Genomic DNA, 21,123 nt, shown 5'->3' on the forward strand with positions numbered 1-21,123 from the left:
GTCGAGCCCCTCCCCGTCGACGCCGCCTCCGTGGCCGCGCCCCACCCCGCGTAGTAGTGCCCGCCAGCCTTCCCCACCAGCGGCTTTGGGGCAAGGTGATGTCCTCGTGGCGAGGAAGACGGCGCAAGAGCCGCGCGCGGCCCGGTTCACACCTGACCGGCCTGCGGCTCCACCGACTCCAGAAGTCGGGCCGTGTGGACCCTGCCTGCGTACTCGACCAGCCTGATCAGCACTTCCTTCCCCGAGTCCTTGTCCCGTGCGTCGCACAGCACCACCGGTGTCCCGTGCTCCAGGTCCAGCGCCCGCGCCACCTCGTGGGCGCCGTAACCGCGCGCGCCCGTGAAGCAGTTGACGGCGACCACGAAGGGGATCCGGCGGTGCTCGAAGTAGTCCACCGCCGGAAAGCAGTCCTCCAGCCGCCGGGTGTCGGCCAGCACGACCGCCCCCAGCGCGCCCTGGGACAGCTCGTCCCACAGGAACCAGAACCGGTCCTGGCCCGGCGTACCGAACAGGTAGAGCGCCAGCCCGGAGCGGATGGTGATCCGCCCGAAGTCCATGGCCACGGTCGTGGTCGTCTTCTGCGCCACCCCGTCCGTGTCGTCGACCGTCTCGCCCGCCTCGCTGAGCAGTTCCTCCGTCCGCAACGGCCGGATCTCGCTGACCGCGCCGACCAGCGTGGTCTTGCCGACGCCGAAGCCGCCCGCCACGAGAATCTTCAGCGCGAGAGAAGCCAGTTCACCGTCCGCCGCGGCTCCGGTTCCGTCCTCGTGTCCCATCACAGCGCTCGCAATCCCTCGATGACTTCACGCAGAATCCGCTCGTCCGGCAACCGGGCGGGCGGCACCGGCCGGCTCACCTTGACGTGCCCCGCCTCCAGCAGGTCCCCGAGCAGCACCCGCACCACGCCCACGGGCAGGTCCGCATCGGCGGCGAGTTCCGCCACCGACTGGGTCTCGGACCGGCAGAGCCCGAGCAGCGCCCGGTGCTCGGGGCCGAGCAGCGACTCCGCCGCGGGGTCCGTGCCCCCCGGATCCACGACGACCAGCGCGATCAGGTCGAACCGGACCCCGTGGGGTCCCGGCTTCGTCCGTCCGCCCGTCATCGCGTACGGGCGGACGAGCGGGCCCGCGTCGGCGTCGTACCACTGGCCTTCCATGTGCCGGACCGCCGCCTCAGCCCGCAGCCGGCGGCTGCGCCGCGAACCGGGGCGGGGTGTAGAGGTGCTCCCCGACCCGCTTCACCAGCCGGGCCATCTCATAGGCGATCAGCCCGATGTCGGCGCTGGCGGCGCTGAGCACGGCCAGGCACGAACCGTCCCCGGCGGCCGCGACGAAGAGGAAGCCCTCGTCCATCTCCACCATCGTCTGGCGCACGCCCCCGGCGTGGAAGTGCCGGCCCGCGCCCTTCGCCAGGCTGTGGAAGCCGGAGGCGACGGCCGCCAGGTGTTCCGCGTCCTCACGGCTGAGTGCGCTGGACGCGCCCACCGCCAGCCCGTCATTGGACAGGACCACGGCGTGCCGGACCTCGCGGACCCGGACCACCAGGTCGTCCAGCAGCCAGTCCAGTTCGCCGGACCGGCGCCCGCCGTCGAGGCTGCTGCTTCTGTGGTGTTCGATCATCGCTGCTCTCCTTCGCCGCCTGCGTGGGCGGAGTTCTCCTGGGCCCCGCGGACCCAGCCGGCCCGGTAGGCCGCCATACGGTCCCGGGCCTGTTCCGGGCTGCGCCCCGGCCCGTCGGCCTCGGGAAGGTGTGAGCCCGCCGGCTCCTCGGCGGCGGGGGCCTCGCGCAGCTGCGGGACCAGACTGGCCTGCCGTACGCGGCGCGGCAGTTCGGCGGCCGCCGCCTCTGCCGGTGCCGGTGCCGGCCCCGAGGGGGTACGGGGAGCGGCGCCGCCTGAGCCGCGCGGCCGCAGCGGTGCCACGGAGGCCGGGCGGGGCTGCTCCTCCCGTACGACCGTCATCACGGGCGCCGGCGCGGGCGCAGGTACGGCTCCCGGCGCCCGCGGTTGCTGCTTCGGCGTCGCGACCGGTTCAGGGGGCTGCGCCGGAGCCGCCGCTGTGCCCGGTGTGACCACCGTGCCGAACATGCCGGATGCGCCCGATGTGCCTGCTGTGCCTGCGGAACCGGCCGCCAGCGCGCCCTGGAGGAGGGAGTTCGGCAGCAACACCACCGCGGTCGTGCCCCCGTACGGTGACGGGCGCAGGTGCACCTTCACCCCGTGCCGGGCGGCGAGGCGGCTGACCACGAACAGTCCGAGCCGGTCGCTGTCGAAGAGGTCGAGCGCCTCGGACTGTTCGATGCGCCGGTTGGCCTCATGGAGGGATTCGGGGCCCATTCCGAGCCCCCGGTCCTCGACCTCCAGCACGTATCCGGCGCCGACGGGCTCGCCGCTGACGTGGACCTTGGTGTGCGGCGGTGAGAACTGGGCGGCGTTCTCGATGAGTTCGGCGAGCAGGTGCGTGAGGTCGGCGACCGCACCGCCGATGACCGCCGCCTCGGCCAGTTGCCGGACCTCGATCCGCGGATAGTCCTCGATCTCCGACACGGCGGCGCGTACGACATTGGTCAGCGGCACCGGCATCCGCCAGGCCCGCCCCGGGGCCGCGCCCGACAGGATGATCAGGCTCTCGGCGTGCCGGCGCATCCGCGTCGTGAGGTGGTCGAGGCGGAACAGGTCGCCGAGCTCGCCGGGGTCGTCGGCGCGCCGCTCCATCGAGTCGAGCAGGGTGAGCTGTTTGTGCACCAGGACCTGGCTGCGCCGGGCGAGGTTGACGAAGACCCCGCTGACTCCGCTGGCCAGCTCGGCCCTCTCGACGGCGGCGCCGAGGGCCGCCCGGTGGACGGTCGCCAGCGCCTCGCCGACCTGGGTGATCTCGTCGCCGGCAGCCGGTCCCGGCGGGGTCTCGGCATCGACGTCGATCTCCTGGCCTGCGCGCAGCCGGTCCATGGCGTGCGGGAGTTTGCGGTGGGCGATCTCCAGCGCGGTGTTGCGCAGCGAGACGAGCTCGACGACGAGGGCGCGCCCGATCCGTACGGAGATGACGAGGGAGGCGGCGACGGCGGCCAGGCCCAGCAGCACGGCGGCTCCGGCCGGGCTGAGCGCGCCGCGGGCGAAGGGGTCGCTGCGGGAGACCGCCGCGGCGTGCGCCGCCTGCTCGATCTCCCGGATCGAGCTGCTGATGCCGGTGTACGCGGCGTCCCATCCCGCGGGTGCACCGCGGACGTCCTTGGCGGCTCCGGTGGTCTGCACCCGGTCCTCGGCGGCGGTGAGTTCGGCATAGGCGGCGCTCTTGGCGACGGACTGCCAGGCGTCCTGCTGAGCGGTGGGCAGGTCGGCGGTGGAGCTCGCGATGAGGGCGCGGCGGGTCTCGATGACCGCGGTGAGACGCCGAAGCGTTTCGGCGGTGCGCGGGCCCGGTACCGTCAGCAGCGCGTCCTCCCGCGCGAGCAGTTCGCCGGCGCGGGTGAATTCGAGCAGGACACGGGCATCGGGGCCGAGTTCGGCCCGCTCACCGCCGGCGAGGGAGCCGCTGACGGCCAGGGCGGTGTCGAGGACGTGCGTGTACGTCTCGTAGGCCGCGTCGGGGGTGGCGCGGCGGTCCGCGATCTCCTTGCGGGCGGATCCCAGCCCCTCGGCGGCGGCCAGGAAGGCGTCGAGGCGGACGACGACGTCGCTGCCGTAGTCGCCGGATTCGGCCACGGTGTGGCGGTCGCCGAGGCGCAGCCGCGCCACGGCGGCGTCGGTGCGGCGCGACTGCTGTTCCAGAGCGCCGTCCTGACCGGCGGCGGGGTCGGCCAGGTGGCGCAGGGCCGCGCGCCGTTCGGCCTGGAGCTCGGTGACGGCGGCGGCGACGGGGGCGCGAACCTGGGCGTCGACCCGCTGGACCCGGCTGAGCCGGGCGATGTCCTGGGCGGTGCTGACGGTGGCGAAGCCCCAGAGGGCGAGCAGCGAGACCACCGGCACCATCAGCAGGGAGACGATCTTTGCGCGGACGGTCCGGGGACGCAGCCCCCACCGCGGGCCGGGTGCGGGGGCGCCGCCGGGCGCGGGTGGCGCATGCCCGCTCCCCCGCGCCGCGTCCTGCCCGACCGCGCTCTCCCTTGCCGCGGGGTCCTGCTCTGCCGCCCGTGCTTCGTCGGCGGGCGGTCCGGCGTGGGCCCGGCGCCCGCGTACCGGCGGCGCGGGCAGTTGCGGCGCCGCCGCTGCCGGTTGTCTGCGGGGAATGCGCATGGGCTCCTCGTTCCTGCGGTCCTGGTCGGGCGTCAGCGGGCGAGCAGGGGCGGCACGGCCTGCTCACCCAGGTGCCGGGCGGCCGAGGCGGAGGCGGCGTGTTCGTCGGCGGTCGGGGACAGCGCGACGAAGGCCGAGGTGATGAAGAGGTAGGAGCCGAGCCCGACCGCGAGCGGGAAGATGAACTGCATGGCGGTCGCGCCGGGCAGGGCGTGGTCGGACGGCGTGACGCGGACCGCGACGGCCATCATCCCGGTGTAGTGCATGCTGCTGACGGCGGCGCCCATGACGAGGGAGGCCACGGCGACGGCGACCGGTGACTTGATGTTGAGCGCGGCCCAGAGGGCGGCGGTGGCCGCGACCACCGCGATGGCGACCGAGAGGCCGACGGTGAGCGGTGCGTAGGTGATCCTGCCGTGCAGGCGCAGGGCGGCCATGCCGAGGTAGTGCATGCTCGCGACGCCGAGGCCCGTGGTGAGGCCGCCGAGGACGAGGGCGCGGCCGCGGTTCCTGCCGTAGCCGACGGCGAAGACACCGGAGCCGACGACCAGTACGGCGACGAGCAGGCTGAGGATGGTCAGCGGCACGTTGTAGTGGATCTCGGTGCCGGTGACGTCGAAGCCGAGCATGGCGACGAAGTGCATCGTCCAGATGCCGGTGCCGATGGCGGAGGCCGCCGTGAGGAGCCAGTTGCGGCGCGAGGAGCCGGTGGCGGCGAGCGCGCGCACGGTGCAGCGCAGGCCGAGGGCGGCACCTATCGATGCCATCACGTAGGAGAGTACGGGGGTCAGCCAGCCGTAGGCCGCGTGGTCGAGGTGTCCCATGGCCCCGGGACGCTAGTCCGGGTGAGGCCACGAACAAGGGGCGCATTTCGAAAGACGCTGGAACTGCTGGAATATGACAGAGATACGTTCGCCTTCGATCACGCCGCGTGCCACCTTGCCCACGGTCCCCACGCGTGGGGCGGACGGGCCCGGTGAAGCGGCGGCGCGGTGGGGGATCATGTCCACATGAGCGAGGACCACACGCACGTGCAGGACTTCTTCGGGGCGCGCGCCGCCGACTGGGACCGGAAGTTCCCCGACGACGGGCCGGCCTTCCAGCGCGCCGTGGCCGAGTTCGGGCTGCGGCCCGGGGACCGGGTGCTCGACGCGGGGTGCGGGACCGGACGGGCGCTGGCCGCCCTGCGGGCCGCCGTCGGCCCGACCGGTACGGTGCTCGGCGCCGACCTCACCGCGCAGATGCTGTCCGCCGCGCAGCAGGCCGGGCGCGGCGCCGACGGCGCGCTGCTGCTGGCCGATGTGGCCCGGCTGCCGCTGCGTGACGGGGTGCTCGACGCGGTGTTCGCGGCGGGTCTGATCGCCCACCTGCCGGACCCGGAGGCGAACCTCGGGGAGCTGGCCCGCGTGGTGCGCCCGGGCGGCCGGCTCGCGCTGTTCCATCCGATCGGGCGGGCGGCCCTGGCGGCCCGGCACGGCCGCGCGCTGACGCCGGACGACCAGCGGGCGGAGCACAACCTCGGCCCGTTGCTGGCCCGTTCGGGCTGGCGGATGACCTCGTACGCCGACGAGGACACCCGCTTCCTGGCGCTCGCGGTCCGTCAGGCCTGACGCGCGCCGACCCCCGGATCACATCGGTGGCTGAGCCTCGGCCCCGGCAGGCCGGCGAGGGTGCGGCACGGGGCATCCTCCCGGGCCGGGCACGGGGAAGGTGCCGAGCTCGCCCACGTCGTAGCCGTGGGGGTAGCCCTTGATCTCCGGATTCTGGCGGGCGTAGTGCGGGGCCCTGCGCGGGGGCAGGAGCCGCACCGCGCGGCCGCGCAGCCGCAGGGCTCCCCGGACAAGCCGCCGAACCTGCGGGTGGGGGCGCTCGAAGCGGAAGGCGTCCAGCAGCGGCTCGTCGAGCAGGGCGAGGCTCGCGCCGCGGACCGCGGGGGCGAGCGGAGCCGGGTACCAGGAGGCCATCAGGCCGAGGGTGGAGTCGGCGACCTTGCGGCCGCCCTCGTCCCAGCCGAAGTGGGACTGCTCGTAGGCGTTCAGCGTCTCCTCGAACTCCTCGTAGGAGCCCGGAATGTCTTTGATGCCCATGTGTCGGCCGAGTGTGGCGTAGTAGTTCGCCGCGGCCCGGCGCTCGTGGTGGGTCATCGGACGCCAGCCGTACGCATCCAGCCACCGTGCCGGAATCACCACGAACGTGCACAAGACGTACCGCATGTCCTCGTTGCCGATGTCGTAGCCGCGGTGCATCTGGTTGATGCGGCGGATCGCCGTCCGCGCGGTCTCGCTCTCGAAACCGTGCTCGACGACGGCGTCGAGCAGCAGCGCCGTGTCGTCGTAGCGCTTCTGCGGGCGGTCGGTGAACTCGGCGGTCTCGGCCAGCAGGCGGCCGATGCTGGGGACGGCATAGGTCCGGAAGAGTGCGAGTTCCAGGGCCCGGGTGAAGTCCCAGGGGAATTCACAGGTGGCGGTGAGCCGGTAGATGGTGAGGAAATCCTCGTCGGGATCGAGCCGGAGGATCTCCCTCAGCCGGTCGTAACGCTGCACCGGGGTGTCCCTTTCTGTGGCGGGTCCCCAACTCTACGTGCAGGTAGCGGCCTTGGAAATCGCCACCCGCAGGCTCTCGACGCAGGGGTTACCCGCTGGTTAGGGTGCGCCGACGACAGAGCGACCGGGAGGCTACGTGTCCGACGATGAGGGCGGCGGCTCGCTCTACGTGCTGACCGCCGTGCTGCTGACCCCCGCCCAGTTTCCGGGCATCCTCGGTGACGACTTCCCCGAGGCCTGCGCGCTGCTGGGCGTACCGCCGGCGCCGGACGGCTACGGGCTGGTGCTGGGCCAGGACGAGGAGGGGGCGCGCTGGACGGTCGTCGTCGACGACGTCTCGCTCGTGGCCGCGGCGATCGCCTCCTGGGACTGCGGTATGGACTACGACCTGTCCCCCGACGAGCGGACCATCGTGGTCTCGCTGGCGGGCTGGCCGCTGGACCTGTCGGTGGCCACGCCGGGCGTCCCGGAACCGCACGACCCCGAGCAGGGTGCCGACGGGACCGGCCGGGTGCCGCTGGCGCCGCCCTCCGCGGAGGTGTGGGGTGCCGTACAGCGGCGGATGGGCGCGGATCAGATCGCCCGGGAGTGGTCCGACTGGCGGGAGCGCGTCGCGACGGACGGCGGGGCGGCGGCCGCGGCGCACCCGGGGCTCGCGCGGGCGCTGAAGGAAGCGGTGGAGTACACGCAGAGCCCGCCGCCGCCCGGGCGGGTGCGTTCTTCCTTCGCGGCCGAGGGCGCGCGGACGCTGCGGGTGGACGGGCCCGGATGGTCGCTGGTGGCCCGGACCGACGACGCGGCCTTCGTCCTGCTCGACGAGGAGCCGGGGGAGGTTCTCCCCGTGCCCCGCGTGGGGGATCATGGGCTGCCGGAACTTCAGGAGCTGCTGGCGGCGCTGGACCGCGTCGCCGTGCGCCCGGCCTGAACACGAGGGGGACATGATGCTGGTGCAATCCGAGCCGGTGGGTGTGGTGGTCGGAGGGCGCGCCGAGGTCGTCGACGACGACTGGGGACGGGAGACGGCCGTGATCCGCCTGGACGGGCAGCGGTTCGGCCCGGAGGCACTGTACGGGCTGGCCGACTTCTCGCACGTCGAGGTGGTGTACCACTTCGACCGGGTGCCCGTGGAGAAGATCGAGACGGGCGCCCGCCACCCCCGCGGGAACGAGGAATGGCCGCTGGTCGGGATCTTCGCCCAGCGCGGCAAGAACCGGCCGAACCGGCTGGGCCTCTCGCGGTGCCGAGTGGTGAAGGTGGACGGCCTCGACGTGCACGTGGAGGGTCTGGACGCAGTCGACGGCACTCCGGTCCTGGACCTGAAGCCGTACATGGCCGAGTTCGGCCCGCGAGGCGAACACCGCCAGCCGGAGTGGGCGACGGCGCTGATGCGCGACTACTACTGACCCAGCTGCTTCCTCGATATGCCCCGCAGTCGGCGCCGCTGGGAGGAGTCCAGCAGCAGATAGGCACCCAGCGGCACTCCGATGAGGACCAGCAGACCGGCCCAGAACCCGACCGCCCAGAACAACACGATGGCTGCCGCGACTCCGGCAGCCGCCACCTTCCCGCGCTTGGACATCTGCGGACACCTCCACCCTTAGTCGACCGCTACCCCCTCAACGCGCGAGCGCGCCGCAGCGTTCCCGGACGCGTCCACCGGGTCCGCCCCGCGCACCGGGCCGGGGCGCGTTCCGGCGCCGACCGGCCGACGTCTCGTCGCGCGCTTGCACCGCCGCTCGGTGAGGCAGTCGCGTCACCACGTCGAGGTCTGACGCGGCTGCCTCACTCCTCCGCCGACCAGAACTCCGACCGCTCCCGAGGCCGGAGCTCCTCCGCCCGAGGCCCCCCGGGCCGGCCCGGCGTCCCCGCCGGATACGTCATGGCCGAGTCCTGCGCGCACGCAAAACTCGCGCTGATGAACACGTTCCCCACACTCCCCACCTGCAGCGACACGGTGAAGCCGTCCGGGCGGCTCGCGCGGACCCATGGCATCGACTCGTCGTTCCGCACGCTCGTGACCTTGAAGCCCTGCTGCTCCCAGTGGCGCTGGACCACGCCCAGGAGGCTGCCGCGGCGGTGCGGGGAGACCACGGTCATGATGTTGCGGCTGCGGGTGACCGTCGTCCTGCCCGTCGGCTCGTTGAGGTCGGTGCTGCACGCCTCCTGCAGGGGAGCGCCGTACACCCACTCGACAGGCGGCTGGATCGCCGCCAGCGTGTCGTCCAGGATCTTTTCCGAGCCCTCGCCCGCCTGCTGCATGTCCATCTTCGATGCCTTCTGCGTCTGCCGTATCTGCTGGTCGCCGCTCTTCGTCTGCCCGCCCCCGGCCCCGCCAGGCCCGCACGCCGCCAGCGCCGTCATCAGCACCGCGCACGCCACCACCCGTGCCCGCCTCATCGGGGCCTCGCCGTCGTGATGCGGTCGCCGTGGCCGGTCACCACGCTCGCGATGTTGGAGAGGGAGTCGCCGCCCGCGTCGGGGTCGAAGTAGAGCGAGTGCGCGGGGAGGTCACCCGTCGCCAGGCCCGTCAGGCCCGTGTCCTTGCCCGGGGCCACGGCGAAGTGGTGGCCGCCGAAGTGGTTGTCCGCGGGGTCCGTACCGAACCAGTTCTTCTTCGGTCCGTACTCGCTTCCCGGTGCCACGTACTCCAGGAGGTTCGGCGACGGGAGGTAGGTGACCTGGTCGTTCTCCGCCGCGCCCACGTACACGTGGTTCGCCCCCACCCCCAGGTCGGACGCCTTGTTCACACCCACACCGGGGCTGCCGACCAGGACCACGTCGTCCGCCGGGATACCGCCGGGCTGCTGCGTCGCCTGGCCCACCGTGAGCGAGCCGTACGAGTGGCCGATGGCCGTCACATGCGGCGAGCCGGACTCGTGAGTGGCCCTGATGCCGCTCAGGAACTTGTCGTACGCCGGAGCTCCCGCCTTCGCGTCGTCCTTGCTCATCACGTCCGTCGCCGACCACGAGAAGCTGTCGAGCTGCGGGCAGTCGTAGCCGAGCCACACCACCGAGGCGGTCGTGGTGTCGGGGTACATCTTGTTCGCCATGGTCGCCACGTTCCGGGCCCGGTCCACGTCCGACGACGCGAAGTGGCCGCTCAGCTTGGTGTTGAGCCCCGGCACGTACGCGGAGACGTTCTTCGAGGTGTCCGGGTTGCCGAAGGAGACTATCGCCCGGCCCTTGCCCTCCGAGCCGATGCCCAGCAGGTACGGGCGCGGCTCGCCGTCCGCCGACAGCTGCTTCCTGATGCCCTGCAGTCCTTCGATCTTGTCCTTGAGCGCCTTCGCCTCGTCCCCGTCCGCTCCCGCGTACTCCGCCTCCAGCCTGTTGAGCAGCATCGGCAGGTACGTCCGGTTGGCCCGGTCCCGGTCGGCGGCCGGGATGCCGTCGCGGTTGCCGATCTCCTGGGGGTAGTCCTGGATCAGCTCGGCCTGGAGGCTGGGGGACAGCTGCGCCCACCACGCCTGTACGGCGGCGGGGGAACCGTTCTTGTCCGGCATGCCGAGCTCGTGCAGCAGCTCGCGGTTGACCTCGTCCGCCTTGGCCAGCTCCAGCATGCCCGTGCTCCAGTCGCCCTTCGCGCAGCGGTTGGCCGCGTCGGTGAAGAGCTTGATCGCGGCCGCGTACTCCTTGTCCGCCTTCTGCGCCGCTGCCAGGGCGTCGCCGATGCGATCGGCGTACCCCTGCGCGCGGGTTGCCTGGTCGCGCTGCATCATCGCCACGTCGCCGGGCTTCATCCCGCCGGTGTCGACGCTCGGCGCGGTGACCTTGCCGTCGTCCGCGACGTGGTACCCGGCCCCCGTCGCGTCCGCCACGGCGTCCGCGAGCTTGCCCTGCTGCGCCGCGAACTCCTCGCCGCAGGCCCTCAACACCTTGCCCACGGCGTCGAGTTCCTGTTTGGCCACGATCAGGTCGCGCTGTATCCGGGCGAGCCGGTCGGCGGCGGACTCGGCGGCGATCCCGCCCCAGTTGCCCTGCTGGAGGGGCTGGTGCAGATATTTGCCGCAGTCGGCGGTGTGCGTGGCGAACGTCTCCGCCAGCTTGTCCCAGGCGTCACCCGCGTCCGTCAGCAGGAGCGGTTTGGCGTCGCGGAGTTCCGAGACCCGCATCTGTCAGTGCCCTCCGTTCGACACCGGGGGGAGGGTCACCCCCGGGGTGTAGGGGGCGTACGGGCCGTGCGCCCCCGGAGCCGTGACGCCCGGCGCGTACGGCGTGTACGGGACGAGGCCCAGGAAGGACCGCCCGCGCTCGTGGTCCTCCCGGGCGAAGCTCGTACCGGACGAGCCGACCGCGTCCGCCGCCCCCTCCACCAGGCCCGCCAGCGAGCGCAGCGCCTTCGCCCACGCCTCCAGGCAGTCGTCGATCGCCTTGGCGGTCTCGAAACCGGCGAGACCCGCCACCGCCGTGTCCGTCGGCTTGTACAGGGTCTTGATCTCGTCGGGGATGTCCTTGGCCACCTTGCGGGCCGAGTCGCCGGCCTTCTGGACTTCGCCTGGCGTGATCCAGAAGCCCCGTGTGGGACCACCGATCGGTGTGGACATGCCGTTCGCCCCTCCGCTTGCTGATCTTCTTCTCGGCAGGCTACAAGGCGGATTGGGGCCGGCCATGAGTACGCGTACTCAATCCGGGAGCACGAACCGATCCGTGATCCGGGGGAACTCGTCGGGCACGTCATCCGACTACTGCGACGCGGGGGGCGGGCGCGGCGCCCGCTCCGAGCTGCTACGGACGATTGAGGAACGTGTGATGGGCGGGCTGGACGTACGCATGCGGGAGGTGGCCTGCCGGCACGGCCGGGTGGAGGCGGTCGCCGGCGTGGATCTGGAGATCGCGGCCGGCGAGCGGGTCGCCCTGACCGGGACCAACGGTTCGGGCAAGACCACGCTGTTGCGGGCCGTGCTGGGACTCCACCGGCAGGTGTCGGGCTCGATCCTGGTCGGCGGACGGGACACCCGGTCGCCGGCGGAGTGGGCCTGGCGGCGTCGGGCCTGCGCCTGGATCCCGCAGAAGCCGGCGGCCGGACGGTTCCCGCTCCTCGGTTCCGAGCTGCTGGCCGGCAGCACCGCACCCGGCGAGGCCGCTGAAGCGGCGGCGCGGCTGGGCGTCGGGGCACTGACCGGACGGCCCCTGCACTCCCTCTCGGGTGGCCAGTTGCAGCGGATGTACCTGGCCAGGGCGATCGGCTGCGTGGCCGCCGGAGCGCAGGTGCTGCTGGCCGACGAGCCCACCGCTGCCCTCGACTTCGACGGGCAGGCGGAGGCGGCGGACGTCCTGACCTCGCTCCCGGTGACGCTGGTGGTGGTGACGCACGACCGCACCCTCGCGGAGCGCTGCGACCGCGTGCTGGAAATGGCCGCGGGCCGCCTGCGGGAGGTCCGATGACGCTCGCCGCCGCCGACCTCGGCGCACTCCTGCAGCTCGTGCCCGTGCAGCGGGCCGGCACCGCCCTGCTGCTGGCCGCGATCGGACTGCCCGTGATCGGGGTGGTCATCGTCGGACTGGACATCATGCCGGTGCGGTTCGCGATGATGCACGTGGCCCTGCTCGGCATCGCGGTCGGCCTGCTGACCGGGCTCGACCCGATGCTGTGCGCCCTGGTCGCGTGCGCCCTCGCCGGTGCGGGAGTCGCCCCGCTGGCCCGGACGCCGGACGGCCTGTCCGGCGCGATGGGCCTGCTGATGAGCCTGGCGATCGCGGCCGCGCTGCTCCTCCTCGCCGTGTCGGGGGTCAACGCCTCCGGCGCCTTCGCGCTGCTGTGGGGGTCGATCCTGTCGGTCGGCACCGCGGACCTGGTCGTCCTCGGGGTCCTTGCCGCCGTCGTACCGGGCCTGTTCTGGTGGCAGCGGCGCGAGATCGGTCTGCTGCTGTACGACCGCGAGCTGGCCCAGTGCTCGGGGGTGCCGGTGCGGGCCCTGACCGCAGCGCTCCTGGTGCTGGTCGCGATCGCGGTCGCCGGGGCGATCAAGCTGACCGGCGCCCTGCTGGTCGACGCCCTGACCCTGCTGCCCGCGCTCGCGGCCCGCAGGCTCGGCAGCTCGCTGAAGTCGATCACCCTCTGGGCGGTCGGCATCGGCATCACCGTCAACCTGACGGGGTTCCTCCTGGCCCTGTGGCTGGACTGGCCGCCCGGCCCGGTCCTCGTCCTGACGGCGGGGCTCGTTGTCCTCGCCGTGCACTTCACACCCGAACGGAGAACCAGCTCATGGCGCGCACCCGCGTCCGCATCCCTTCCCTCTTCACACTGAGCGCGGCTCTGCTCCTGACCGCCGGCTGCGGGAACGACGCGCCGACCGGCGCCGGCAAGGACGGCCACGACCGCAAGCAGCCGCACGACGGAAAGCCCGTCGTGGTCGTGACCACGACCTGGGAAGGCGCCTTCGCCAAGGCAGCCGGCGCCGAGGACGTCAAGGTCATCGTGCCGCAGTCCGTGCACCACGCTCCCGACTACGACCCGAAGCCCTCCGACCTCGCGGCCGTGGCCAAAGCGGACTTCGTGCTCTACGCGCCCTTCGAGCCGTACGCGGCCAAGATCAAGGAGGCCGCGGGATCCAAGGCCGAGCTGGTCGAGGTGAGCCTCGACAACGACCCCGAGAAGGTGGGCGCCGAGATCGCGAAGCTGGGCAAACTCTTCGGCACCGAGGACGCCGCCGCGCAGTGGAAGACCGGCTTCGACGCCGAGTACGCGAAGCTGAACAAGGAGCTCCAGGCGGCCTGGCCCGGGGGCAAGAGCCCCTCCGTGGTGACCCAGGTCTTCACCGCCTGGTCGGCGAAGCTGGCCGGCGCCACGGTGGTGGGCGCGTACGGACCCGAGCCCGTCTCTCCGGCGCAGCTTGCCGAACTCTCCGCGAAGAAGCCCGCGTTCGTCCTGGACAACGCCCACATGTCGACCGGGACCGTGCTGCCCGACGCGGGCGCGAAGCAGGTGAAGATCGTCAACTACCCGGGCGAGGACCTCGACCTGCTGCCGGTGTACCGCAACGCGGCCGCCGAGCTGAAGAAGGCCATGGGCGCCTCCTGAGCCGGGCGGCGCCGCGGGGCGTGCTGCGGGGCCCGGGCAGCTGCTGCCCGGGCCCCGTCCGTCATCCGGCCTGGGCGAGCGGGGCCGGTCGAGGCCCGCCCTGCGCGAGGCTCGCGGTCACCCGCTCGGCCAGGGCCGCCCGGTCGGGCTTGCCCGCCGCCGTGAGCGGCAGCGCGTCGACGACCAGGAGCCGCTCGGGGTGCTTGCGCGGCTCCAGCCCGCGCTCGGCGAGGAAGCGCCCGAGCGAGACGAGGGTGGGTACGTCGCCGCCCCTGGGTACCACGCAGACGGCCAGCCGCTCGCCCATCAGCGGGTCGGGGACGCCGACGCAGACCACGTCCCGGATCTGCGGGTGGGCGGTGAGTTCGCGTTCCACCTCGGCGGGGCTGATGTTGGCGCCGCCGCGGATCACGATGTCCTTCAGGCGGCCGGCCACGTGCAGGATGCCGTCCGCGTCGAGGTACCCCAGGTCGCCCGTCCGCACCCAGCCGTCGACGGTCCGATAGCGGGCGTCGAGGTCCGGGGAGCCGACGTAGCACAGCGGGGTCATCGGTCCGCGCGAGAGGATCTCCCCCACCGCGCCGTCCGGCAGGGCCTCGTGCGTGTCCGGGTCGGCGATGCGGATCTCGGCCACCCGCGGGTCCGGACGTCCGGCCACGACACCCGAAGCGTCCGTGGGCGGAAGCACGTTCTCCAGGCCCGTGTGGCAGTTGACCCCGTCGGCCGAGCCGTAGAGGTTGACCACCGGGCAGCCGAACGCCTCCGCCGCCGCGGCCGCCGTCGTCTCGTCGAGCGGTGCCCCTCCGAGGACCAGGGCGGTGGGTGCGGGCAGCTTCTCCCCGGTCTCCTCCATTCGCTGGAGCATCATCCGGACCATGGTCGGTACACCCAGGACATGGGTGGGCTCGTGCTCGCGGATCGCGGCGATGGCCGCCTCCGGGGTGAAGTGGTCGAGCAGGACGAGGGTTCCGCCGTGCCGGGCCAGGGTCACCGCCGTGCCGTTCGAGCCGAAGGCCGACGCGAGTGGGACCAGGAACAGGCAGCGCGGCGAGGTGCCGTCGGGGATGAGCGAGGCGAGGAAGTTGCCCCGGCCGCCGGCGAGCGCGTTGTGCGAGTACGCGACCATCTTCGGCTCCGCCTCGGAACCGGAGGAGACCAGGATGCGGGCGGCGGAGTCGGGGTCGGGGCGGGCCGGTACGAATCCCACCGGGTCGGTGCGGAGCAGCTGCGCGAGCGGAATCGTTCCTTCGGGCGCGGTGCCCGGCCCGGCGGCCACCACGTGCCGCAGCGCGGGCAGCGCCGCCGAGAGGGTGCGCAGGTCGGCCGCCGGGTGGGCGCCGCGGTGCTCGGTGGCGGCGATGACGGCCACGGCCTCGGCACGGCGCAGCAGGCACCCGGCCTCCAGGCTGCCGCGCCCGACCGGGAAGGGCAGTGCGACCGCGCCGAGGGCGGCGAGCGCCAGGTCGGCGATGACGGCGCCCCGGTTGTTGGGGAGCTGTACACCGACCACGTCACCCGGTCCTATGCCGAGCCCTCTCAGGCCGGCGGCCAGACAGCGGGCCTTGCGGTCCAGGGCGGTGTAACAGAGGGTGCCCTTGTCATCGAGGACGGCCGTGCGGTGCAGGTCGGCGATCTGCCGGGCCCGGTACAGGCTGTACAGGTCGAGGTCGGGGCAGGTTCCGTCCACCACCCAGGAGCGGCGGAGGTCGGCGGGCAGCAGGTCGTGCAGGGCGACGGTCACGCAAAGCTCCAGGGGTCGGGGACTGCGGGGGCGCCGTGCGCGTCGCGGCTGATCGAGCCGGCGAAGCGCGGGTCGTGGTGCAGGTCGGAGAGGTCGGTGGTGACGCGGGTCGCCGTCAGGCCGTGACCGCGCAGCAGGTCGAGGGCAGCCTCGGTGCGCAGGTCCCGCAGGTCGTACGCGCCCACGGCCGCCGCGCAGGCATCACTGGGGGCGATCCAGCCGTCGGCGGTGGGCAGCGGGTGCCGGAAGCCCGCCGGCCGCCGGGGGTTCCGCCCCTGGCGCACCCTGTGCAGGGCCGGCCCGGTGAGGGTGTCCGCCGCGCCGAGCAGGGAGGAGTCCACCCGTACGCCGTGCCCGCTTCGCTCGCGCAGGAGCAGCCCGGCGAGCGCGGCCTCGGCGCCGAGGAGCCCGCCGAGCACGTCGAGGAGGGTCATCAGCGACGGCGCGGGCGGCTCCCCCTCCGGGCGTACGGCCTCCCCGGTGCCGGTGCGGGCCTGGACCATGAAGTCCGTACCCAGAGGGGCGTCGGCCAGCCGGTCGGCCCAGCCGCTGGTGTACGCGTACACCAGCGCCGGGTTGACGGCGGCGAGGTCGTCGGCGTCAAGGTTCAGCTCCGCGGCCTTGCCGGGCGCCCAGTTGTGCAGGAAGACGTCCGCCTCGGCTGCCAGCTCCCGGAGCCTGCGGCGGTCCGCGGCGGCCTTGATGTCGATCTCGACCGCCTTCTTGCCCCGGTTGAGGGCCAGCCAGCGGGCGGAGATCCCGGAGCAGGCGGGCGGCATCCCGCGCAGCGGGTCGCCGCCCGGCGGCTCGATCCGGACCACCTCGGCGCCGAGCAGCCCCAGCAGATGGGCGGCGAGCGGGGCCTGGATGCGGCGGCCGGCCTCCAACACGGTCAGCCCGGCCAGCGGCCGGTCGACGGACGGGGCCTGCGCGGAGTCCGGGCGGCCGGGCCGCATCGGGCTCAGCGCCCACGGGCCGGCGCCGTCGTGCTCCGCAGCGCGGTCGGCCAGGGCACGCAGGGCGCAGACTTCGGCGCCGGAGGCATCGGCCGCCCGGCGGAGCCGCTCCCAGGGGTGGGCGAGGGTCACCGTGTGCAGGGCCTGCGGGAAGGGGGCGCAGGCGGTGGCGTACCGGAACTGGAAGGGGCGCCAGCCCGCCCGTATCGCCTCGACCGGGGCTTCGAGCTCCCGCCAGAAGGCGGCCCAGGCACCGGGATCGAGAGTCTCCAGTTCGAAGAGGACGCCGTCGGCGGAGGTGAAGGGCGGTCCGCCGGGAGCGAGTTCGGCCGCCTCCGCCTCCTCGGCGCCGGCCGCTGCCAGGTATTGGGACACGGCGAGAAGCCCGGCCCGGTCGGCGCGGGTCGTCACCTGCGCCGCAGGGCCGCCGCGGGCCTGTCCGACCAGGCCCGCGAGGAGTCCTTGTACGGACAGCACGCCGGTGGCGGTGGCCGCGTAGTCCGCGGCCAGTCCGCGCGGACGGCCGTCGCGGCGGCCGTGGACGGCCATGATGCCGACGGCCGCCTGCACGGTCGCCTCGTCGGTGAGGGCGCTCGCCGGGTCCGCCCACGCGGTGTGCGCCTGCGCGGGCCGGAAACCGCCTCCGCTCAGCGCAATGCGTCCGGCGGGGCCGTCGTCGGCAGGACCATGCCCCTCCGCCTCGGCGCCGAGCAGCCGCAGGTGCTCGGCGACGACTCCGGTGATCTCCTCGGGTCCCGAGGTGCGGAACCGGAGCGTGTCGAGCGGCCGGACCGTCCGTGTGGTGGGCGGTGACGTCATGCCTCTCCTCCTCCTGGAGCGGCGGTAGCCGCTGCCGGGGTGGTGTTCACAGGGCGGGAACCCGGAAGCCTCGGCGCCCGACCCCTTCTACGGACAGACAGTCGGACAAGAGTTCCCCCGGGTTCCCGGGCAGCTGGAGGAATGAGCAGTGGTGCAGCACACCGGAACCGAGCCGGCGACCTCCCAACAGGGCACGGCCGCGACCGTGTTGAGGGGAGCGGTAACGGAGTTCGTACGGTCCCGGGTGATCCCGTACGAGACGGTCCTCGACGCCGGCGGGGAGGCCGCGACCGCGGCGCTCGGCGGCTTGCGCGAGGGGGCGAAGGGCGCGGGCCTGTGGGCCCTCCCCCTCCCGGCCGAACTGGGCGGCGGCGGCCTGCCGCTGCGCGCCTACGCGGAGGTGGCCGAGGCCGAGGGCGCGAGCGAACACGGCCCGGCCGCGCTCGGCTCGGCTCCCCTGCTCGACGTGACGATGCTGGCCCGCCACGGCACCCCGCGCATACGTGACGCATATCTGAAGGCCCTGGTCGCGGGCGAGATACGCACCTGCTACGCCATGACCGAGCCGGATGCGCCCGGCACCGACCCGTTCCTGACCGCCACCAGGGCCGAGCGCCAGGCGGACGGCAGCTGGCGCCTCACGGGCCGCAAGTGGTTCACCTCGGGGGCCGCCGACGCCGATCTGGTCACCGTACTGGCCCGGACCTCCGGGTCCGCAGGCGACCGCGAGGGCCTGTCCCTGCTGCTCGTACCCACCTCCGCCCCCGGATTCCGTGTCGTCCGCGCACTCCCCGTGTTCGGCGCAACGGGTCAGTACGAGATCGCACTCGACCGGGTCACGGTGCCGGCCGACCACATCGTCGGCGAGCCGGGCCAAGCGCTCACGATCGCCGGGGAGCGGCTGCAGCTCGGGCGGACGCTGCGCTGTCTGCGCTGGCTCGGGCAGGCCCAGCGCGCCTTCGACATCATGGGCGAGCGAGCCGCCACCCGAACCGGTTCCCGCGGGCCGCTCGCCGACCACCAGCTGGTCCAGCAGCACGTCTTCGACGCCCTGCTCGCGCTGCGAACGACCCGCCCCCTCGTCCACGAGGCGGTCGCGCTGATCGACGCGGGACGGGACGCCCGGGTCGAGGTCGGTCTCGCCAAGGTCGCCGCCGCACGCATGCTGCAGCAGGTCACGGACTCCGCCATCCAGGTCCACGGCGCCGCCGGACTCGGACCGGATACGCCGCTGCCCGCCCTGTTCCGCACCGGGCGCGCGGCCCGCATCCTCGACGGGCCGGACGAGCTGCACATCACCTCCGTGGCCCGCCGGGTCCTGCGCGGGTACGGTCCGCAGGCAGCTACACGCGGGTGAGGTCGACGACGCCGGCCAGGGCGGCCAGCCCCAGCGCGAGAAAGAAGTCGCCCCAGACGAGCTCGTGCCGGACGGCCAGACCCTTGCCGGCGTCGTAGCAGCCGTCCAGCAGCATCCCGGCGGGCCGGCCCGCCTCCCCGCCGGACAGATGCGCCTCGGCCAGGCGACGCAGGATCGCCACGGCCCGGTCCGAGCACGCCGCCGCCCTCGGCCCGGGCACCCGGGCGAGCTTCAGCAGGGCGACCGCGGCGATCGCGGCGGCCGAGGTGTCGAGCGGCCCCTGCGGCCGGGCCGTCTCGGCCGGCGCCACCAGGGGACCGGTCAGGAACTCCCCCTCGGCGAGCATCCGCTCAGCCGCCTCCGCGAACCACTCCTGCCCCACGAGGGCTTCGGGGCGGAGCAGCCCGTCGGACACCGCCAGCAGCAGCCAGGCATGCCCTCGGCTCCAGTCCGCGGGCGGGTCCGCGCGGGGCTCCCACCCGGTCGCGCTGTCGAAACTCCAGGCCGGGTACGACCACTGACCCTGAACGGGGCCCTCGCCGAGACAGAAATCGAGGTGCCGGTGCAGATGGGCGGCCGCGACAGCCGCTCCCTCGGATCCGGCTCCGGCCAGCAGGGGCACCATCCCCGGCACGCCGTCCACCCGGGCCAGCATGCGGGGCCCCCCGAAGGCGCCGCCCCACGGCACCATGCCGGGCTCGGGCTCGTAGGCCGCCAGGCAGGCCCCGGCGGCGCGCTCCCGCAGGGCCGCGGCAGCGGTGTCGTCCTCGGCCAGCGCGGTGCCGTACCAGAAGATCAGGCCTCGGGCGGCGGTGTCCGCCTCCACCCACGGCGCCAGCCGGGCCGTGCACGCGGCGGCCGCCCGCCGATCCGCCTCCTCGCCGGTGTGCCGGGCCCGCAACCACAGCAGCCCGGCCCAGAAGCCTCCGGCCCAGGAGCCGCGGCCGGTCGTCGTCCACGTCCCGTCACCGGGGTCGGCGTACAAGGGATACCGGACGCCGACCTCCGCCGCGGTCACTCCTACCCGATCGACGACCGCCGCGAGACCGCGGCCGGCCCAGTCCTGCGACGTCACTTCGCCGCCCCCGACCGTGCACGGCGGTCCCGTACGGCCCAGACGAACGCGATCGCGGCCGCCGCCGCGAACTCCACCGCCACCACCGCCCATCCGGCCCCGTACCGGCCGCTCTCCGCCGGCAGTCCGAACAGCGGCGGCCCCACCGCGAAACCGGCGAAGAAGCCGGCGGCGGCCAGCGCCGAGTCCTGGCCCGCCCGGCCGGGCGCGGCCCGCTGCATGACGAGCACCATCGTGACGGCGTTCCCGGAGACGGCGAACACCCCGACGGCGGCTGCACCGGCCCACACCAGCGGGCTCGCCGCCACCGCCGCCAGGAGCAGCACCGCCGCACCGAAGGCGCCGCAGGCGAGCCACCCGGGCAGCCACTCCGCGCGCCCGGGCCGGGCCGCCTTCGACCAGCCGACCCGGCCGACGATGCCGGTCACACCCAGCACCGCCACCAGGGCTCCGGCCGCCGTCGGGCCCATCCCCAGCTCCTGTGCACCGAACAGGGCCAGATAGGTGTTGACCGAGGCGATGCCGCAGCCCAGGAACATCGAGAAGACCGCGAGCCAGGCCACCGCTCCGCGCGGGACGAACGAGGCGCGGGGCCCGGCACCGTTCGGGGGCGGGGGGTCGGCCGGCAGCGAGCGCAGCGCCCACCAGCCGGCCGCCAGCGCCGCTCCGGCGGCCGTCCACACGGCGCCCCGCCAACCCAGCCGGCCCGCGAGTGCCACGAGCGGCAGCCCGGCCGCGAACGCCCCCAGCTGCACGCCGGACTGCTTCATGCCGGTCACTGCGCCCCGCCGGGCCGGTGGGACGGCGGTGAGGACGGCCTTGTTCGTGGCCGGGTTGGCCAGCGCCTGCGGTACGCCGCCCAGGGCGACCGCACCCAGCAGCAGCCCGGCGCCGGGCGCGGCCCCTATCAGCGCGAGCGCCGCGGCAGACACGAACAGTAGAACGACCAGCGAGCGCCGCGGGCCCATCCGGTCCACGATCCGCCCACCGGCAGGTGAGAGCACGGCGGCCGTACCGAAGCCGATCGTCGTCGTGAGCCCGAGCACGGCGGGCGAGATGCCCAACTCCCCCACCAGACGCGGGCCGAGCGCGCCCAGCAGGAACAACTGCAGCATCGAGAACGCCATCGCGCAGGTGAGCAGCGCGGTCAGCCCCCGGTCCGCGCGGGTGTCCGCCTTCGTCGCCTCACCTGTCGCAGGCCGCTCCACCGCCGCCACCGCCCCCTCACTCCCCTGGTGTTGAACGTCCGCCAGATCAAGCAGTCAGTCGGACGGAGACCCGGTCCGGTTCCCCGCTCCGAGCTGTGTTCTGCGCCACACGGGGCGGCCGATACAGGCGTGGCATGCGGGACGGCCGGAAATGCTCAGATCGTGCGCACCC

At 73.8% G+C, this 21,123-nt stretch carries 21 protein-coding genes; 7 read left to right on the forward strand and 14 right to left on the reverse strand.

The genetic code is table 11. The annotated features are described in order from the left end of the window. Window positions 1-146 precede the first annotated feature (146 nt). The 5 genes from AC0666_RS24375 to AC0666_RS24395 are packed head-to-tail and all read right to left on the reverse strand — an operon-like array spanning window position 147 to window position 5,055. Window positions 147-776: a GTP-binding protein gene (locus AC0666_RS24375; protein ID WP_468964401.1), complete on the reverse strand. Its 630-nt coding sequence runs from the start codon at window positions 774-776 to the stop codon at window positions 147-149. Beyond that, on the reverse strand, window positions 776-1,156 hold the full coding sequence (locus tag AC0666_RS24380) for a DUF742 domain-containing protein (protein WP_361713379.1): 381 nt from the start codon (window positions 1,154-1,156) through the stop codon (window positions 776-778). The genes AC0666_RS24375 and AC0666_RS24380 overlap by 1 nt, the downstream gene beginning before the upstream one ends. Window positions 1,157-1,172: 16 nt before the next feature. Beyond that, window positions 1,173-1,619, reverse strand: coding sequence for a roadblock/LC7 domain-containing protein (locus AC0666_RS24385; RefSeq protein WP_361713381.1), 447 nt, complete (start codon window positions 1,617-1,619; stop codon window positions 1,173-1,175). Further along, entirely contained in the window at window positions 1,616-4,231 is a 2,616-nt protein-coding gene (locus AC0666_RS24390) for a sensor histidine kinase (RefSeq protein WP_478708280.1), read from the reverse strand. The genes AC0666_RS24385 and AC0666_RS24390 overlap by 4 nt, the downstream gene beginning before the upstream one ends. Before the next feature lie 32 nt (window positions 4,232-4,263). After that, window positions 4,264-5,055: an MHYT domain-containing protein gene (locus AC0666_RS24395; protein WP_468964396.1), complete on the reverse strand. Its 792-nt coding sequence runs from the start codon at window positions 5,053-5,055 to the stop codon at window positions 4,264-4,266. Between the two features lie 186 nt (window positions 5,056-5,241). Between AC0666_RS24395 and AC0666_RS24400 the strand changes: the two genes are divergently transcribed. Beyond that, the gene (locus AC0666_RS24400) at window positions 5,242-5,841 is read left to right on the forward strand and encodes a class I SAM-dependent methyltransferase (RefSeq protein ID WP_468964394.1); all 600 of its coding nucleotides are present in this window, start codon (window positions 5,242-5,244) and stop codon (window positions 5,839-5,841) included. An 18-nt stretch (window positions 5,842-5,859) separates the two neighbouring features. Here the strand turns inward: AC0666_RS24400 and AC0666_RS24405 are convergent, their stop codons facing one another. After that, window positions 5,860-6,774, reverse strand: coding sequence for an oxygenase MpaB family protein (locus AC0666_RS24405; protein ID WP_468964393.1), 915 nt, complete (start codon window positions 6,772-6,774; stop codon window positions 5,860-5,862). 136 nt (window positions 6,775-6,910) lie between these two features. On the opposite strand from AC0666_RS24405, the gene AC0666_RS24410 reads away from it, so the two are divergent. Both AC0666_RS24410 and AC0666_RS24415 read left to right on the forward strand, forming a co-directional pair. Then, on the forward strand, window positions 6,911-7,699 hold the full coding sequence (locus AC0666_RS24410) for a hypothetical protein (protein WP_468964392.1): 789 nt from the start codon (window positions 6,911-6,913) through the stop codon (window positions 7,697-7,699). Window positions 7,700-7,715: 16 nt separating this feature from the next. Continuing rightward, window positions 7,716-8,177, forward strand: coding sequence for an SAM-dependent methyltransferase (locus AC0666_RS24415; RefSeq protein ID WP_478708281.1), 462 nt, complete (start codon window positions 7,716-7,718; stop codon window positions 8,175-8,177). Here the strand turns inward: AC0666_RS24415 and AC0666_RS24420 are convergent. From AC0666_RS24420 to AC0666_RS24435, 4 genes are all read right to left on the reverse strand, one after another. Beyond that, entirely contained in the window at window positions 8,171-8,353 is a 183-nt protein-coding gene (locus AC0666_RS24420; protein WP_468964391.1) for a hypothetical protein, read from the reverse strand. The genes AC0666_RS24415 and AC0666_RS24420 overlap by 7 nt on opposite strands. A 203-nt stretch (window positions 8,354-8,556) precedes the next feature. After that, window positions 8,557-9,171: a hypothetical protein gene (locus tag AC0666_RS24425; protein WP_478708282.1), complete on the reverse strand. Its 615-nt coding sequence runs from the start codon at window positions 9,169-9,171 to the stop codon at window positions 8,557-8,559. Further along, window positions 9,168-10,886 (reverse strand): alpha/beta hydrolase, encoded by a 1,719-nt coding sequence (locus AC0666_RS24430; RefSeq protein ID WP_478708283.1) that lies wholly within the window; start codon window positions 10,884-10,886, stop codon window positions 9,168-9,170. Before AC0666_RS24430 ends, AC0666_RS24425 begins: the two co-directional genes overlap by 4 nt. A gap of 3 nt (window positions 10,887-10,889) precedes the next feature. Further along, on the reverse strand, window positions 10,890-11,318 hold the full coding sequence (locus AC0666_RS24435; RefSeq protein WP_468964389.1) for a hypothetical protein: 429 nt from the start codon (window positions 11,316-11,318) through the stop codon (window positions 10,890-10,892). Window positions 11,319-11,523: 205 nt separating this feature from the next. Here AC0666_RS24435 and AC0666_RS24440 point away from each other — a divergent pair, with 205 nt between their 5' ends. The 3 genes from AC0666_RS24440 to AC0666_RS24450 are packed head-to-tail and all read left to right on the forward strand — an operon-like array spanning window position 11,524 to window position 13,795. Next, window positions 11,524-12,159 (forward strand): ATP-binding cassette domain-containing protein, encoded by a 636-nt coding sequence (locus tag AC0666_RS24440; protein ID WP_478708284.1) that lies wholly within the window; start codon window positions 11,524-11,526, stop codon window positions 12,157-12,159. Beyond that, window positions 12,156-13,022, forward strand: a complete 867-nt coding sequence (locus tag AC0666_RS24445) for a metal ABC transporter permease (RefSeq protein WP_478708285.1) — start codon at window positions 12,156-12,158, stop codon at window positions 13,020-13,022. The genes AC0666_RS24440 and AC0666_RS24445 overlap by 4 nt, the downstream gene beginning before the upstream one ends. Next, complete coding sequence (locus tag AC0666_RS24450) at window positions 12,980-13,795, forward strand: metal ABC transporter solute-binding protein, Zn/Mn family (protein WP_478708286.1); 816 nt, start codon at window positions 12,980-12,982, stop codon at window positions 13,793-13,795. The genes AC0666_RS24445 and AC0666_RS24450 overlap by 43 nt, the downstream gene beginning before the upstream one ends. A 61-nt stretch (window positions 13,796-13,856) precedes the next feature. Here AC0666_RS24450 and AC0666_RS24455 read toward each other — a convergent pair whose 3' ends face one another. Both AC0666_RS24455 and AC0666_RS24460 read right to left on the reverse strand, forming a co-directional pair. Then, entirely contained in the window at window positions 13,857-15,536 is a 1,680-nt protein-coding gene (locus AC0666_RS24455; RefSeq protein WP_468964385.1) for a class I adenylate-forming enzyme family protein, read from the reverse strand. Next, window positions 15,533-17,311: a CoA transferase gene (locus AC0666_RS24460; protein WP_478708287.1), complete on the reverse strand. Its 1,779-nt coding sequence runs from the start codon at window positions 17,309-17,311 to the stop codon at window positions 15,533-15,535. Before AC0666_RS24460 ends, AC0666_RS24455 begins: the two co-directional genes overlap by 4 nt. 148 nt (window positions 17,312-17,459) lie before the next feature. On the opposite strand from AC0666_RS24460, the gene AC0666_RS24465 reads away from it, so the two are divergent. After that, a complete protein-coding gene (locus AC0666_RS24465) occupies window positions 17,460-18,668 on the forward strand; it encodes an acyl-CoA dehydrogenase family protein (RefSeq protein WP_468964382.1) in 1,209 nt (402 codons plus the stop codon). On the opposite strand, the gene AC0666_RS24470 is transcribed toward AC0666_RS24465, so the two are convergent. Together AC0666_RS24470 and AC0666_RS24475 are read right to left on the reverse strand one after the other, a co-directional pair. Then, the gene (locus AC0666_RS24470; protein ID WP_468964380.1) at window positions 18,655-19,743 is read right to left on the reverse strand and encodes a sugar ABC transporter permease; all 1,089 of its coding nucleotides are present in this window, start codon (window positions 19,741-19,743) and stop codon (window positions 18,655-18,657) included. The genes AC0666_RS24465 and AC0666_RS24470 overlap by 14 nt on opposite strands. Continuing rightward, window positions 19,740-20,960, reverse strand: a complete 1,221-nt coding sequence (locus AC0666_RS24475) for an MFS transporter (protein ID WP_468964378.1) — start codon at window positions 20,958-20,960, stop codon at window positions 19,740-19,742. The genes AC0666_RS24470 and AC0666_RS24475 overlap by 4 nt, the downstream gene beginning before the upstream one ends. Between the last annotated feature and the right edge of the window lie 163 nt (window positions 20,961-21,123).

Source organism: Streptomyces sp. NPDC043680, assembly GCF_056436685.1.

Bases quoted from the DNA above. Each gene is read 5' to 3' on its own strand.
- AC0666_RS24415 (WP_478708281.1), top strand. From the start codon at position 7,716: ATGCTGGTGCAATCCGAGCCGGTGGGTGTGGTGGTCGGAGGGCGCGCC.
- AC0666_RS24445 (WP_478708285.1), top strand. From the start codon at position 12,156: ATGACGCTCGCCGCCGCCGACCTCGGCGCACTCCTGCAGCTCGTGCCC.
- AC0666_RS24385 (WP_361713381.1), bottom strand. From the start codon at position 1,619: ATGATCGAACACCACAGAAGCAGCAGCCTCGACGGCGGGCGCCGGTCC.
- AC0666_RS24425 (WP_478708282.1), bottom strand. From the start codon at position 9,171: ATGAGGCGGGCACGGGTGGTGGCGTGCGCGGTGCTGATGACGGCGCTG.
- AC0666_RS24380 (WP_361713379.1), bottom strand. From the start codon at position 1,156: ATGGAAGGCCAGTGGTACGACGCCGACGCGGGCCCGCTCGTCCGCCCG.
- AC0666_RS24375 (WP_468964401.1), bottom strand. From the start codon at position 776: ATGGGACACGAGGACGGAACCGGAGCCGCGGCGGACGGTGAACTGGCT.
- AC0666_RS24390 (WP_478708280.1), bottom strand. From the start codon at position 4,231: ATGCGCATTCCCCGCAGACAACCGGCAGCGGCGGCGCCGCAACTGCCC.
- AC0666_RS24460 (WP_478708287.1), bottom strand. From the start codon at position 17,311: ATGACGTCACCGCCCACCACACGGACGGTCCGGCCGCTCGACACGCTC.
- AC0666_RS24420 (WP_468964391.1), bottom strand. From the start codon at position 8,353: ATGTCCAAGCGCGGGAAGGTGGCGGCTGCCGGAGTCGCGGCAGCCATC.
- AC0666_RS24440 (WP_478708284.1), top strand. From the start codon at position 11,524: ATGGGCGGGCTGGACGTACGCATGCGGGAGGTGGCCTGCCGGCACGGC.
- AC0666_RS24395 (WP_468964396.1), bottom strand. From the start codon at position 5,055: ATGGGACACCTCGACCACGCGGCCTACGGCTGGCTGACCCCCGTACTC.
- AC0666_RS24430 (WP_478708283.1), bottom strand. From the start codon at position 10,886: ATGCGGGTCTCGGAACTCCGCGACGCCAAACCGCTCCTGCTGACGGAC.
- AC0666_RS24450 (WP_478708286.1), top strand. From the start codon at position 12,980: ATGGCGCGCACCCGCGTCCGCATCCCTTCCCTCTTCACACTGAGCGCG.
- AC0666_RS24400 (WP_468964394.1), top strand. From the start codon at position 5,242: ATGAGCGAGGACCACACGCACGTGCAGGACTTCTTCGGGGCGCGCGCC.
- AC0666_RS24435 (WP_468964389.1), bottom strand. From the start codon at position 11,318: ATGTCCACACCGATCGGTGGTCCCACACGGGGCTTCTGGATCACGCCA.